At 59.6% G+C, this 14,399-nt stretch carries 15 protein-coding genes; 12 read left to right on the forward strand and 3 right to left on the reverse strand.

Annotation, left to right across the window (positions count from 1 at the left end):
• Positions 1-110: 110 nt before the first annotated feature.
• From AC1DRN_RS05250 to AC1DRN_RS05260, 3 genes are all read left to right on the forward strand, one after another.
• Entirely contained in the window at positions 111-1,169 is a 1,059-nt protein-coding gene (locus AC1DRN_RS05250) for a PA0069 family radical SAM protein (protein WP_223459171.1), read from the forward strand.
• Between the two features lie 243 nt (positions 1,170-1,412).
• Positions 1,413-2,144, forward strand: a complete 732-nt coding sequence (locus tag AC1DRN_RS05255; RefSeq protein WP_223459173.1) for a carbonic anhydrase — start codon at positions 1,413-1,415, stop codon at positions 2,142-2,144.
• 90 nt (positions 2,145-2,234) lie between these two features.
• A complete protein-coding gene (locus tag AC1DRN_RS05260) occupies positions 2,235-3,761 on the forward strand; it encodes a SulP family inorganic anion transporter (RefSeq protein WP_223459175.1) in 1,527 nt (508 codons plus the stop codon).
• Positions 3,762-3,820: 59 nt separating this feature from the next.
• Here the strand turns inward: AC1DRN_RS05260 and AC1DRN_RS05265 are convergent, their stop codons facing one another.
• A complete protein-coding gene (locus AC1DRN_RS05265; RefSeq protein ID WP_223459177.1) occupies positions 3,821-4,471 on the reverse strand; it encodes a hypothetical protein in 651 nt (216 codons plus the stop codon).
• A 370-nt stretch (positions 4,472-4,841) separates the two neighbouring features.
• Between AC1DRN_RS05265 and coxB the strand changes: the two genes are divergently transcribed.
• The 4 genes from coxB (at position 4,842) to AC1DRN_RS05285 (ending at position 9,226) form a co-directional block, all read left to right on the forward strand.
• Positions 4,842-5,969 carry a cytochrome c oxidase subunit II gene (coxB, locus tag AC1DRN_RS05270; RefSeq protein ID WP_223459179.1) on the forward strand — a complete coding sequence of 376 codons (1,128 nt, stop codon included), beginning with the start codon at positions 4,842-4,844 and terminating at the stop codon, positions 5,967-5,969.
• Between the two features lie 82 nt (positions 5,970-6,051).
• Complete coding sequence (gene ctaD / locus AC1DRN_RS05275) at positions 6,052-7,644, forward strand: cytochrome c oxidase subunit I (RefSeq protein ID WP_103397925.1); 1,593 nt, start codon at positions 6,052-6,054, stop codon at positions 7,642-7,644.
• A 117-nt stretch (positions 7,645-7,761) separates the two neighbouring features.
• Positions 7,762-8,313, forward strand: coding sequence for a cytochrome c oxidase assembly protein (locus tag AC1DRN_RS05280; RefSeq protein ID WP_457266012.1), 552 nt, complete (start codon positions 7,762-7,764; stop codon positions 8,311-8,313).
• A gap of 25 nt (positions 8,314-8,338) precedes the next feature.
• Positions 8,339-9,226, forward strand: coding sequence for a cytochrome c oxidase subunit 3 (locus AC1DRN_RS05285; RefSeq protein ID WP_223459184.1), 888 nt, complete (start codon positions 8,339-8,341; stop codon positions 9,224-9,226).
• Positions 9,227-9,231: 5 nt separating this feature from the next.
• Here AC1DRN_RS05285 and AC1DRN_RS05290 read toward each other — a convergent pair whose 3' ends face one another.
• Positions 9,232-9,435, reverse strand: coding sequence for a twin transmembrane helix small protein (locus AC1DRN_RS05290; RefSeq protein ID WP_223459187.1), 204 nt, complete (start codon positions 9,433-9,435; stop codon positions 9,232-9,234).
• Between the two features lie 70 nt (positions 9,436-9,505).
• On the opposite strand from AC1DRN_RS05290, the gene AC1DRN_RS05295 reads away from it, so the two are divergent.
• The 5 genes from AC1DRN_RS05295 to AC1DRN_RS05315 are packed head-to-tail and all read left to right on the forward strand — an operon-like array spanning position 9,506 to position 13,405.
• Positions 9,506-10,246, forward strand: a complete 741-nt coding sequence (locus AC1DRN_RS05295; protein WP_223459189.1) for an SURF1 family protein — start codon at positions 9,506-9,508, stop codon at positions 10,244-10,246.
• A complete protein-coding gene (locus tag AC1DRN_RS05300) occupies positions 10,212-10,805 on the forward strand; it encodes a hypothetical protein (protein ID WP_223459191.1) in 594 nt (197 codons plus the stop codon). Before AC1DRN_RS05295 ends, AC1DRN_RS05300 begins: the two co-directional genes overlap by 35 nt.
• Positions 10,806-10,815: 10 nt before the next feature.
• Positions 10,816-11,886: a COX15/CtaA family protein gene (locus AC1DRN_RS05305; RefSeq protein ID WP_223459193.1), complete on the forward strand. Its 1,071-nt coding sequence runs from the start codon at positions 10,816-10,818 to the stop codon at positions 11,884-11,886.
• A complete protein-coding gene (gene cyoE / locus AC1DRN_RS05310) occupies positions 11,874-12,773 on the forward strand; it encodes a heme o synthase (RefSeq protein ID WP_223459195.1) in 900 nt (299 codons plus the stop codon). The genes AC1DRN_RS05305 and cyoE overlap by 13 nt, the downstream gene beginning before the upstream one ends.
• Positions 12,770-13,405: an SCO family protein gene (locus tag AC1DRN_RS05315; RefSeq protein WP_223459197.1), complete on the forward strand. Its 636-nt coding sequence runs from the start codon at positions 12,770-12,772 to the stop codon at positions 13,403-13,405. The genes cyoE and AC1DRN_RS05315 overlap by 4 nt, the downstream gene beginning before the upstream one ends.
• 173 nt (positions 13,406-13,578) lie before the next feature.
• On the opposite strand, the gene AC1DRN_RS05320 is transcribed toward AC1DRN_RS05315, so the two are convergent.
• A complete protein-coding gene (locus tag AC1DRN_RS05320) occupies positions 13,579-14,349 on the reverse strand; it encodes a MetQ/NlpA family ABC transporter substrate-binding protein (protein ID WP_223459199.1) in 771 nt (256 codons plus the stop codon).
• Between the last annotated feature and the right edge of the window lie 50 nt (positions 14,350-14,399).

Here is a 14,399-nt window from a genome sequence, read left to right on the forward strand (position 1 = left end):
CCGTTCAACAACTTTGCGATATATGAGCGCTGAGAAAATGCCGAACGGCACTGGTCGGCTGATCGTTGTCGATATACTGTATGTGCATACAGCAGTCAGGATTCTCCCCCATGCACACGCCATTGCCCCCACGTGGCCGCGGCACCGCGACCAATCCGCACAACCGCTTCGCCCCGAACCGTTCGGTGGCTGAAGACGATGGTTGGTACCAGGAAGTGCCGATCACCCAAGGCACAGAGGTGCAGATCGAAAAGGCGAAAACCATCATTACCCGCAACACGTCGCCGGACTTGCCCTTCGATCGCTCGATCAATCCCTATCGCGGCTGCGAGCACGGTTGCATTTATTGCTATGCGCGCCCCAGTCACGCCTATTGGGACATGTCGCCGGGGCTGGATTTCGAGACAAAGCTGATCGCCAAGACCAACGCCGTGGATGTGCTGGAGGAGCAGTTGTCCAAACGTGGCTATCAATGTGCACCAATCAACCTCGGTTCCAACACCGACCCGTATCAACCGATCGAGCGTGAATACAAGATCACCCGGCAAACCCTCGAAGTGTTGCTGCGCTATCGGCATCCGGTGACCATCGTCACCAAGGGATCGCTGATTCTTCGCGACCTGGACCTGTTGACCGAGCTTGCCGGCCAAAGACTGGTTGCGGTAATGATCAGCCTGACCACCCTGGACGACGAACTCAAACGCATCCTCGAACCGCGCGCCGCGGCGCCCAAGGCCCGGTTGCGGGCGATCAGGGTCATGCGCGATGCAGGCATCCCGGTGGGCGTGCTGTGTTCACCGATGATTCCGATGATCAACGACAGCGAACTCGAAAGTCTGCTCGCCGAGGCCCACGGTGCCGGGGCACAGAGCGCCGCCTACATGATGCTGCGCTTACCGCTGGAAGTGGCGCCCCTGTTCGAGGAATGGCTGGCGGCCCACTACCCTCAACGGGCAGCGCATGTCCTGAGCCTGATTCGCCAGAGCCGTGGTGGCGAACTGTATGACAGCCGCTTTGGTGCGCGGATGCGCGGTGAAGGCCCGTTTGCGGACCTGCTGGCGCAGCGCTTTGCCAAAGCGATCAAACGGCTGGGACTCAATCACCGGGAGGGGTTCAATCTGGACTGCGAAGCCTTTTGTCCGCCGGGTCGCCAAATGTCGTTGATTTGAGGACAATTGGCCTATGGTTGAGTACTGAAGAGCACGCTTACGTATTAGTCTGGTCACGTTTTATGTGACCTGGAACACGCGTCCTAGAGCGTTTTATTCAGTTTCAATTAAGATTCGGCCGCTACCTTGTTCATCGAGTGACCGATGGGTCGAGATGATTGGCCTGGATGTTTTTTAACCAGCCACTGGCTTCACACCGGACCACACGGGATGACTCCCTGAGCCCGTCAATGAGGATGAATCATGAGTGACAAGGATAAACAGCCGTTGGCTGCGTCGGCCTCGCCCGAACCCGAGGCGGAAACCGCCGATGCAGCGTTGCAGCATATTGTTGACGGCTTTTTGCATTTTCATCATGAGATCTTTCCGCAACAGGAAGAGCTCTTCAAAAAACTTGCCACGGCCCAGCGGCCACGAGCGATGTTCATCGCCTGCGCCGATTCGCGCATCGTGCCCGAGTTGATTACCCAAAGCTCCCCCGGCGACCTGTTCGTAACCCGCAATGTCGGCAACGTTGTACCGCCTTACGGGCAAATGAACGGCGGTGTTTCCACGGCGATCGAGTACGCCGTACTGGCTCTGGGGGTGCATCACATCATTATTTGCGGGCATTCCGACTGCGGCGCCATGCGCGCGGTGCTCAACCCGGACAGCCTGGAAAAAATGCCCACGGTCAAAGCCTGGCTGCGGCACGCCGAAGTGGCAAAAACCATGGTGCAGGAGAACTGCAACTGCTCTAGCGAAAGCGAAAGCATGCACATCCTCACCGAAGAGAATGTGATCGCCCAGTTGCAGCATCTGCGCACCCATCCGTCGGTGGCTTCGCGCATGGCCAACGGTCAGTTATTTATTCACGGCTGGGTCTACAACATCGAAACCAGCGAAATCAAAGCCTACGACGCCGATCAAGGTTGTTTCCTGCCGCTAAATGGCAGCCTGCCGATTCCTGTGGCGACGCCAAAAGCGCGCTTCTAAATCTTCCTAAATCGATGTGTGGTTTAGCCGAGGCTGCCATTCAGGCAGCCTGGCTTTGCCATGCCTGAAGAAAACTTCGGGAGACTCACCATGCGTGCTGCTCAATTAAAAGCTGTTCTGCCACGGGAGCTGCTGGCTTCGGTGGTTGTGTTTCTGGTTGCCCTGCCCCTGTGCATGGGCATCGCGATTGCCTCGGGGCTGCCGCCGGCCAAAGGTCTGATTACTGGCATCATCGGTGGTCTGGTGGTCGGTTGGTTAGCCGGTTCGCCGCTGCAAGTCAGCGGCCCGGCGGCGGGCCTGGCCGTTCTGGTATTCGAACTGGTCCGCCAGCACGGTATCGCCATGCTCGGGCCGATTCTGTTGCTGGCGGGTTTGCTGCAACTGTTGGCCGGTCGATTGAAGCTGGGCTGCTGGTTTCGGGTGACGGCGCCTGCAGTGGTGTACGGCATGCTGGCCGGGATTGGAGTGTTGATTATCCTGTCTCAGGTGCATGTGATGCTGGATGCCGTGCCCAAACCCTCGGGCCTGGATAACCTGGCAACCTTCCCGGCGGCGCTGGCTCAGGCGTTGCCCACGTTTGGCTGGCAAGCCGGGTTGCTCGGTTTGTCGACGATTGCCGTCATGTGGCTGTGGGACAAACTCCGTCCGCAATCCCTGCGCTTCATTCCCGGCGCGCTACTGGGCGTCGGTCTGGCCACGCTTGCCAGTCTGGTGCTGGCATTGCAGGTCAAACGGGTTGAGGTGCCGGCAAACCTGACGGAGGCCATCGACTGGCTGAAGCCGGTGGATCTGCTCAACCTGGCTGATCCGACCTTGCTGATTGCCGCGTTTGCCGTGGCCTTCATCGCCAGCGCCGAAACCTTGCTCTCGGCCGCGGCGGTTGATCGCATGCACAGCGGCCAGCGCTCGGACTTCGACCGGGAATTGTCGGCGCAAGGTATCGGCAACATGCTGTGTGGCCTGCTAGGGGCGTTGCCGATGACGGGCGTTATCGTGCGCAGTTCGGCGAATGTTCAGGCCGGAGCAACTACGCGGTTTTCGACCATTTTCCACGGCCTGTGGCTGCTGGCGTTCGTGCTGTTGCTGTCCAGCGTGCTGCAAAGCATTCCGGTGGCAAGCCTGGCGGGCGTGCTGGTGTACACCGGTTTCAAACTGGTGGACCTCAAAGTCTTTCGTGGTTTGGGCCGGTATGGTCGGGCGCCGATGTTCACTTACGCGGCAACCGCGCTCGCCATCGTATTCACGGACCTGCTGACCGGCGTGTTGATTGGCTTCGGCCTGACGCTGGTGAAGCTCGCGCTTAAAGCCTCGCGCTTGAAAATCAGCCTGATCGACCTGCCTCAGGAAGGGCAAATGGAATTGCGCCTGACAGGCGCTGCGACCTTCCTCAAAGTGCCGGCGCTGACCCAGGTGCTGGGTAGTATTCCAGCAGGCGCGACGGTGCATGTGCCGCTCAATAATCTGAGCTACATCGATCACTCGTGTCTGGAGTTGCTGGAGGAATGGGGTCGGGCGAATGCGGCCAAGGGTTCGAAGCTGTTGATTGAATCGCGGGGGTTGAAGCGCAGGCTCGAGGGGCGGGTGCGGACGAATACCGGCATAGGCGCGGCTGGTTGAGGTTCCTGTGTAGGAGCGAGCTTGCTCGCTCCTACAAGGGGATTGTGTTTAGCGATGGATCAAGCTGCCGGCTGATCCAGCTCCAGGCCCACGCCCAAACGGCGCGACATGCACGGCCAGCGCTTCCACGCGGCACCGGTGTCCGGGCTGCTGAGCTTGTCGCGGTAGGCTTCCACCGACTCTAGCGCAAAGCTCTCTTCGGTCAGCATTTGATCGAACGCGTGATGTACGACTTCGTCCAGTTGGTTGGCAAACTCCTCACCGATCAATTGGTGAGCAATCAGGTTGGCGACAGTCATGTCCAAGGGGATCAGTGGCTGGCCGAAATGCTTGATGTACAGGTCGTTGACCTCTTCGACAAACCGGTGCGCCAGGTAGGCTTCATCCAGCAGGCTGTCGAGCCCGACATGGCCGGCCATGATGGCTGGCGGCTGGAGGAAGTACTGCTCGGCGATATTCAGCACCGGTTTGATCTGTGACTCAATGCCCGCTTCCCTGGCGACTTCATTGGCTGCATCCAGCAGATCGGGCACTTCTTCGATGTAGGCGGCGACAAATCGCGTCAGTACGCCGTTGGTATCGGTCTCCGGCAATTGGATCGCCGGGTGTAGATGAGGCAGTTTGCTTTCCAGCTGACGCGTCAGCAGGCCGGTGTCGGCTTCATGTTGTTGGGCTTTTTGGATCTGCTCGCGCAATGCGGCGGTGTTCATGAAAACTCCAGGAAACAAGGCAATGAAATAGGGAAGACATAACTTAGCTGGCTTATGAAAAATGCTAAGACGCATTTGTCATAATTATTTCATCCTTGATGCATCTGCGTTATATCGATTTGCCACCACTCGTCTGCATCCTTCTCCAATCGTGCCCTTGAATGCAAGTCCCCGCTGTTTCAGATCATTTACGTCATCGCGTTGCGAGGTCGGAGTCGCTGTCTATACTCGCCATTGAATGGAGTTAGCTGATAACGCCCGACTGCATGTGCAGCAAGGCCCGGCGAATCAAGTTCGTAGTCTGATGCAGCCGCTCCCTTGCCGCAGGTGAAAGCCGGCGGGATAACAAGAACGATAAGGGGAACCCGCAATGATGCGACATCCACATGTCTGGATGGGCCTCCTGTTGTGGTCGATTTTCAGTCAGGCGCAAGCGGCCTGGACTGTGAATATGGCGCCTGGAGCGACTGAAATCAGTCACGCAGTATTCGACCTGCACATGACCATTTTCTGGATCTGTGTGGTGATCGGCATCATCGTTTTTGGTGCCATGTTCTGGTCGATGATTCTTCATCGCCGCTCGACCGGGCAGTTGGCCGCCAAATTTCATGAAAGCACCACCGTCGAAATCCTCTGGACCATCGTGCCCTTCCTGATCCTGGTGGCCATGGCGGTTCCCGCTACCGCAACCCTGATCAAGATGTACGACGCCAGCGAGCCGGAGATCGATATACAGATCACCGGCTACCAGTGGAAGTGGCATTACAAATACCTGGGCCAGGACGTCGAGTTCTTCAGCAACCTGACCACCCCTCAGGATCAAATCCACAACAAGGAAGCCAAGAGCGAGCACTACCTGCTCGAAGTCGACAAGCCATTGGTGCTGCCGGTCGGCACCAAGGTGCGCTTTCTGGTGACCTCCGCCGATGTGATCCACTCCTGGTGGGTGCCGGCTTTCGCCGTCAAGCGCGATGCGATTCCCGGGTTCGTCAATGAGGCCTGGACCCGCATCGACAAGCCCGGCATCTACCGTGGCCAGTGCGCCGAGTTGTGCGGCAAGGATCACGGTTTCATGCCGACAGTGGTCGAGGTCAAGGAAAAGGCCGATTACGAAAAATGGCTGGCCGATCGCAAGGTCGAGGCCGCGCAGCTCAAGGAGCTGACCAGCAAGGAATGGACCCTCGACGAGCTCAAGGAGCGCGGCGACAAGGTCTATCACACCACCTGCGTGGCCTGTCACCAGGCCGAAGGCCAGGGCCTGCCGCCGATGTTCCCGGCGCTCAAGGGCTCGAAAATCGCCACCGGACCGAAAGAAGCTCACCTGAGCATTGTCTTCCACGGCAAGCCCGGCACCGCAATGGCGGCGTTCGGCAAGCAACTATCGGAAGTCGATATCGCGGCGGTCGTGACCTATGAACGTAATGCCTGGGGCAACAACAAAGGCGACATGGTCACGCCTAAAGAAGTACTGGAGCTGAAACAGGCGGAAAGCAAATGACCCGGTCTATTGCGCACGTACGGAACCGGTCGGGGCTTTGCACCCCGGCCTGCCCAGCCCATCTGTTTGCAGGAGACAGGACATGACTGCTGTAATCGATGAACATGTTCATACCGCCACCGACCACGCCCACGGCCCCGCCAAAGGCTTGATGCGTTGGGTGCTGACCACGAACCACAAGGACATTGGCACGCTGTACCTGTGGTTTGCATTCTCCATGTTCCTGCTTGGCGGCTCGTTCGCCATGGTGATCCGTGCCGAGCTGTTCCAGCCGGGGCTGCAAATCGTCCAGCCGGAGTTCTTCAACCAGATGACCACCATGCACGGTCTGGTGATGGTCTTCGGTGCAGTGATGCCGGCTTTCGTCGGCCTCGCCAACTGGATGATCCCGCTGATGATCGGCGCGCCGGACATGGCCCTGCCGCGGATGAACAACTTCAGCTTCTGGCTGTTGCCGGCGGCGTTCCTGCTGCTGGTATCGACCCTGTTCACCGCCGGCGGCGGGCCGAACTTCGGCTGGACCTTCTATGCACCGCTGTCGACGACCTACGCGCCGGAAAGCGTGACCTTCTTCATCTTCGCCATTCACTTGATGGGGATCAGTTCGATCATGGGGGCGATCAACGTGATCGCGACCATCCTCAACCTGCGCGCCCCCGGCATGACGTTGATGAAAATGCCGCTGTTCGTCTGGACCTGGCTGATCACCGCGTTCCTGTTGATTGCGGTGATGCCGGTACTGGCGGGCTGCGTGACCATGATGCTGATGGACATCCATTTCGGCACCAGCTTCTTCAGCGCCGCCGGTGGCGGTGACCCGGTGCTGTTCCAGCATGTGTTCTGGTTCTTCGGTCACCCCGAGGTGTACATCATGATCCTGCCGGCCTTCGGTGCCGTCAGCTCGATCATTCCGGCCTTTTCGCGCAAGCCGCTGTTCGGCTACACCTCGATGGTCTACGCCACGGCGAGTATCGCGTTCCTGTCGTTCATCGTCTGGGCGCACCACATGTTCGTGGTCGGCATTCCGCTGGTGGGCGAGCTGTTCTTCATGTACGCCACACTGCTGATTGCGGTGCCAACGGGCGTGAAGGTGTTCAACTGGGCCAGCACCATGTGGCAAGGCTCATTGACCTTCGAGACACCGATGCTGTTTGCCGTGGCGTTCGTCATCCTGTTCTCCATCGGCGGGTTCTCCGGGTTGATGCTGGCCATCGCCCCGGCGGACTTCCAGTATCAGGACACCTACTTCGTGGTTGCGCACTTCCACTACGTACTGGTGCCAGGGGCGATCTTCGGGATCTTCGCCTCAGCCTACTACTGGCTGCCGAAATGGACTGGCCACATGTACGACGAAACCCTCGGCAAGCTGCATTTCTGGCTGTCGTTCATCGGCATGAACATGGCCTTCTTCCCGATGCATTTCGTGGGGCTGGCGGGGATGCCGCGACGGATTCCGGACTACAACCTGCAATTCGCCGACTTCAACATGGTGTCGTCGATCGGTGCATTCATGTTCGGCGCCACGCAGATCTTCTTCCTGTTCATCGTGATCAAGACCATTCGCGGCGGCCCCCCAGCACCGGCCAAACCGTGGGACGGGGCTGAAGGCCTGGAGTGGAGCATCCCGTCACCGGCGCCGTATCACACCTTCACCACGCCGCCGGAAGTGAAATGAACGCGCGCCCTTCTGTGGGAGCGAGCTTGCTCGCGATAGGGCCAACTCGGTGTGTCWGACACACCGCTATCGCGAGCAAGCTCGCTCCCACAGGGATTGGTGTGGAGGTTCGAAACCATGGCTGACTCAATTTCGTTGAAGAAACTGGTCACGCGTTTGCTGACCGTGGTGGTGGCAATGTTTGTGTTCGGGTTTGCACTGGTGCCGATCTACGACGTGATGTGCAAGGCTTTCGGCATTAATGGCAAAACCGCCGGGCAGTACGAGGGCGAGCAGACGGTCGACACCTCGCGGCAGGTGCGTGTGCAGTTTCTGTCGACCAACACTGCCGATATGCCGTGGGACTTCTATCCCAAGGGCGAGGAACTGGTGGCCCATCCGGGGGCGGTGAACGAGATGATCTTCATCGCTCACAACCCCACCGATAAGCCGATGAGCGCCCAGGCGGTGCCGAGCATTGCGCCGAGCACCGCGGCGGCGTACTTCCACAAGACCGAATGCTTCTGCTTTACCCAGCAAGTGCTGCAGCCCGGTCAACGGATCGAGATGCCGGTACGTTTCATCGTTGACCGTGACATGCCCAAGGATGTGAAGCACCTGACGCTGTCTTACACGCTGTTCGATATCACCGCCCGACATCCACCAGTAGCAGTAAACACTGGCGGCTGAGCGTGCCCGATAAGGAGAACAATAAATGGCAACTCATGAACATTATTACGTTCCCGCCCAGAGCAAATGGCCGATCATCGCCACGCTCGGCATGGTCACTACCGTGTACGGCCTGGCCACCTGGTTCAATGATCTGAAAGCGGCGCGCCCGGAGTCCCACGGGCCACTGATCTTTTTCGTCGGCGGGTTGCTGCTGGCCTACATGCTGTTCGGCTGGTTCGGTACGGTCATCAAGGAAAGTCGCGGTGGTTTGTACAGCGCGCAAATGGATCGTTCGTTCCGCTGGGGCATGAGTTGGTTCATTTTCTCGGAGGTGATGTTCTTCATCGCCTTTTTCGGCGCGCTGTTCTATGTGCGTCATGTCTCCGGCCCGGCCCTCGGCGGTGAAGGCGCCAAAGGCATCGCGCACATGCTGTGGCCGAACTTCGAATTCGTCTGGCCGTTGCTGAACAACCCCGACTCGAAATTGTTTCCGCCGCCCAAGGAAGTCATCAGCCCCTGGGGCCTGCCGCTGCTCAACACCGTGTTACTGGTGAGTTCCAGCGTAACCGTGACCATCGCCCACCACTCCTTGAAAAAGGGCCATCGCGGCGCACTGAAACTCTGGCTGTTGCTCACCGTATTGCTCGGCTGCGGGTTCCTCACCTTCCAGGCCGAAGAGTACATGCACGCCTATCACGAACTGGGACTGACCCTGGGCTCGGGCATCTACGGCGCGACATTCTTCATGCTCACCGGGTTCCACGGCGCCCACGTGACCATCGGCACCATCATCCTGTTCGTGATGCTGATGCGGATCATGCGCGGGCACTTCGACAGCGAGCATCAGTTCGGCTTCGAAGCGGCGAGCTGGTACTGGCACTTCGTGGATGTGGTGTGGATCGGGCTGTTCGTTTTCGTCTATGTGCTCTAAGCCTTTTACCAAGGCACGTGAGAGACCAGTTGGCCGCTGAAAAAGCCCCAGGCGATCAGACCGAGGGTAAGGGCGGCCAGCGTCACTCGCACACTTAAGGCAATGACGAGGCGGCTTGAGCGGCTGTCGTCCTTGACCAGAAAAAACAGGCCGCTGAACAGGCTGACAACCGTGGCAATCAGCATCAGGACGATGGCTGCTTTGAGCATGGTGAGACTCCGGGGGGAGAAGCGATGATATGAGTATAGCTATCGCGATGATCAACTTTCTGGCGACGCCATGAAGCGCTTTCGGCCAGGTGTCGTGCCAACGCTGGTGGTGGCGTTGTTGCTGCCGCTGCTGGTGTCTTTGGGGTTCTGGCAATTGAGCCGGGGCGCGGAGAAAAGCGCGCTGCTGCAAACCTACGCCGAGCGCCGTGTCGCCGAGCCGATGGCCAGCACCGAACTGCAATACATCACTGACCCGGCCTTCCGCCGGGTTCGCCTGCATGGCCAGTTCGATGCCGAACACAGCCTGCTGCTGGACAACAGTCAACGCAACGGCAGGGTTGGTGTCGAGCTGTTGCAACCGTTTCACGATCAGGCCACCGGGCTTTGGCTGCTGGTCAATCGCGGCTGGCTGCCGTGGCCGGAGCGCCGCACACCACCTCAATTCAAGACACCCACCGAAGCGGTCAGCCTCGACGCGTGGGTCTACGTCTCCCCCGGTGCGACGTTCCAATTGCACGCAGATCCCACAACGTTGACATGGCCGAAGCTGATTACGGCCGTTGAGCCAACCAGGCTCTGGACTGCGCTGAACCGCGAAGGCTTTGCCTTTGAGCTACGCGCCGAAACCGGCCCCGCCACTTATCAGGCCGATTGGCCGGTGGTGGTCATGGGGCCGGAAAAACACATTGCTTATGCCGTGCAGTGGTTCGCCATGACGATCGCCCTGTTCGGCCTTTATCTCTATCTCGGCTGGCACAACGCAAAGGAGAAGCACCATGGGAGCGGCCATGAATCCACCCAGCATATCTGAGGCGAAACCGTCGGTGAACCGGCGCAAGGGCCGCTTGCAACTGCTGCTGATCCTGTTCGGGGTGATCGGTCCGATGATCCTCGCCACCGGCATGTACAAGCTGAATTTCTGGGTGCCCGAGGGCCGCAGTTATCACGGCGAACTGATCGGTAACGGCCAGACCCGTGCCGACATCGGCGTGCAGGCTCAGGAGGATCGCTGGCAGATACTGGTAACGGCGCCCAAGGATTGTGCGGTGGACTGCCAGCAACTGGTGTATCTGGCGCGGCAGATCCAGATCGGCCTCGGCCGCGATGCGTCCCGCGCCAGCCATGCATTGGCTGCCGCGCAGACGCTGAACAGCGATTACGAGACTAAACTTCAACGCGAGTACCCGCAGTTGCAACGCTATTCACTGGACTTGCCTGCCTACACTAAAGGCGCTCAAAGCAATGACGCGCCGCACCTGTGGATCATCGACCCTCACGGCAACCTGGTGCTGCGCTATGACCCGTCGGTGAAGGGTAAGGACCTGCTCAACGACCTGCGTCACCTGCTGAAACTGTCGAATATCGGATAAGGGCATCGTCATGGCCAAACCTGGATTTCGCCTCGCGTTGTTTGCCACCTTGCTGGCACTGATTGTGGTGTTGCTCGGCGCCTACACCCGCCTGACCCACGCCGGCCTCGGCTGCCCGGACTGGCCCGGCTGCTACGGCTTCATCAGCGTGCCGAAAAGCGAAGCCCAGCTGGCCCATGCCGAATTGCATTTCCCGGACACTCCAGTCGAGGCCCACAAGGGTTGGAACGAGATGATCCACCGCTACTTCGCGGGCACGCTGGGGCTGTTGATCGCGGTGTTGGCCGGTCGTGCGTGGGGGCATCGCCGCCATCCGGGGCAACCGGTGAAGCTGCCGTTGTTTCTGTTGGCGGTGGTTCTTGGCCAAGCCGCGTTCGGCATGTGGACAGTAACGCTCAGGCTCTGGCCGCAGGTGGTTACCGGGCATTTGCTTGGCGGTTTCGCGACCTTGAGCCTGTTGTTTCTGCTGACCTTGCGCCTGTCCGGCGTACTGCCGGCGTTGACCGTGCCGCGACGCTTGCAGCACTGGGCGACGGCCGGACTGCTGCTGGTGATCGGGCAAATCGCCCTCGGTGGCTGGGTCAGTTCCAATTACGCCGCCGTGGCCTGTATCGACTTTCCTACTTGCCACGGCCAATGGCTGCCGCCTGCCGACTTCGCCAATGGCTTTCACCTGACCCAACACATCGGTCCGAACTATCTCGGCGGGCAACTGGACAGCGATGCCCGTACGGCCATTCACCTGACCCATCGCATCGGTGCGTTGCTGGTCACCCTGGTATTGCTCGGTCTGGCCTGGCAACTGAAGGCGGTTGGCATGACGCGCCTGGCAGGCCTGGTGCTGATCGTCCTTGGCGCACAAATCACCCTGGGTATCAGCAACGTGCTGTTCCATCTGCCGCTGCCGGTGGCCGTCGCGCATAACGCGGGAGGGGCGGCGCTGTTGCTGACCATGGTGCTGGTCAATTACCACGCCCGCACCAGTCTGGTCCGGGTCAAGCAAGCGCGCTGGCACTTCAGCCCGCGTAAACACTCAGCCGGGCCCATAACAATAAAAGGAGAGATGCCATGGCGATTCTGATCGGCGAACGTCCCAGTCAGGCGATCTGGCGTGACTACCTGGAGCTGACCAAACCCAAAGTCGTGGTGCTGATGCTCATCACTTCACTGGTGGGGATGTTCCTCGCGACCCGTGCCGGCGTGCCGTGGACGGTGCTGATTTTCGGCAACCTGGGCATCGCTTTGTGTGCCGGTGGCGCGGCGGCGGTCAATCATGTGGTGGACCGGCGCATCGACGCGGTCATGGCGCGCACCCACAAACGGCCGCTCGCCGAAGGCCGGGTGTCACCGACAGCTGCGCTGACGTTCGCGCTGGTATTGGCAGCCCTCGGGCAAGCCATGTTGCTGACGTTTACCAACCCGCTGACCGCGTGGCTGACCCTCGCCTCGTTGCTCGGCTACGCGGTGATCTACACCGGATTTCTCAAGCGCGCGACCCCGCAGAACATTGTCATCGGTGGTCTGGCCGGTGCTGCGCCGCCGTTGCTCGGCTGGACTGCCGCCACCGGTCACGTCAGCGCCGAACCGCTGCTGCTGGTGCTGATCATCTTCGCCTGGACCCCGCCGCACTTCTGGGCGCTGGCGATCCATCGCAAGGAGGAATACGCCAAGGCCGACATACCGATGCTGCCGGTCACCCATGGCGAGCACTACACCAAGATTCATATCCTGCTGTATACCTTCGCGTTGCTCGCTGTCAGCCTGATGCCTTACGTGATCCACATGAGCGGTGTGCTGTACCTGGCGTGTGCGCTCGGGCTGGGTGCGCGATTTCTGCAATGGGCCGTGGTGCTGTACCGTGGCACTCGGCCGCACGCGGCGATCAACACGTTCAAGTACTCTATTTACTACTTGTTCCTGCTGTTTATCGCCCTGCTCGTAGACCACTACTTACTGTTGAACCTATGACTCGAACCCAGAAAACCGTCTTCATTCTCGTTGCCCTGGTCGCACTGATCCTGGGCCTGACCGTCAACAAGGTGCTGTCCGGGAAGAATCAGGGCGATCCGACAGCGCTGATCGACGCCGGAATCATTTTGCTGCCGCAGAGCCGTAATCTGCCGGACGTGACGATGACCAATCAGGACGGCCAGCCGGTCGCGATCAATGAATTGAAAGGCAAGTGGAGCCTGCTGTTCTTCGGCTACACCTTCTGCCCGGACATCTGCCCGACCACCCTCGCCCAGCTGCGACAGATCAAGAGCGAGTTGTCGCAAGAAGCGGTGGATAAACTGCAAATCGTGCTGGTCAGCATCGACCCCAATCGCGATACGCCCAAGCAGCTCAAGCAGTACCTGGGTTACTTTGACCCGCAGTTCATCGGCCTGACCCCGGCGTCGACCGAAGAGCTGCAAAAGATCGCCAACGCGGTGAGCATTCCATACATTCCGGCGGACACCAGCAAGCCGAACTACACCGTCGACCACAGCGGCAACCTCGCGGTGATCGGGCCGGACGGCACCCAACGCGGGTTTATACGGGCGCCGCTGAACAATGCGAAGCTGGTGGCGCAGTTGCCGGTGATGCTCAAGCGTCAATAACGGCACCACTAAACCTGTGGGAGCGAGCTTGCTCGCGATGGCGGACTGACATTCAACATCTATGTTGGATGTGACGGCCCCATCGCGAGCAAGCTCGCTCCCACAGGAGGGCTGTGTTTCGGGCACAAAAAAGGGGCGCATTCGATGCGCCCCCTTTTCGTTGCAGCAGTCGGTCAGAACGCCGGCACCACCGCGCCTTTGTACTTCTCGAGAATGAAGGCCTTCACTTCCGGGCTGTGCAGGGCAGCCACCAGTTTCTTCATCGCTTCGCTGTCCTTGTCATCCGGACGAGCCACGAGGATGTTCACGTACGGCGAGTCGCTGCCTTCGATGAACAGCGCGTCCTTGGACGGATCGAGCTTGGCTTCCAGCGCGTAGTTGGTGTTGATCAGCGCCAGGTCGACCTGGGTCAGCACACGCGGGATGGTCGCGGCTTCCAGCTCACGGATTTTCAGGTCCTTGGTGTTCTCGGTGATGTCCTTCACGGTCGACAGGATGTTGTTCGAATCTTTCAACTTGATCAGACCGGCCTTGGCCATCAGCAACAGTGCCCGGCCGCCGTTGGTGGCGTCGTTCGGGATGACCACGGTGGCACCGCCAGGCAGTTCGGCAATGGTCTTGTACTTGCTGGAGTAAGCGCCCAGGGGCTCCAGGTGCACGCCGGCCACGGAAACCAGGTGGGTGCCCTTGGCCTTGTTGAACTCATCCAGGTATGGCTGGTGCTGGAAGAAGTTGGCGTCCAGGCGCTTTTCCGCGACCTGCACGTTCGGCTGGATGTAGTCGGTGAATACCTTGACCTTCAGGTCCACGCCTTCTTTGGCCAGGGCTGGCTTCACGAATTCGAGGATCTCGGCGTGCGGAACCGGAGTGGCTGCGACAGTCAGGGTTTCAGCGTGGGCAGAGAACGCGGCAACGGCCGCGAAGGCCACGAGTAGTTTTTTCATTCAGCTAACTCCTTGTGCGGCGCCGGTTTCCGGCGCCTGCCAGCGAATGG

Source organism: Pseudomonas sp. P5_B3 (genome assembly GCF_056400405.1).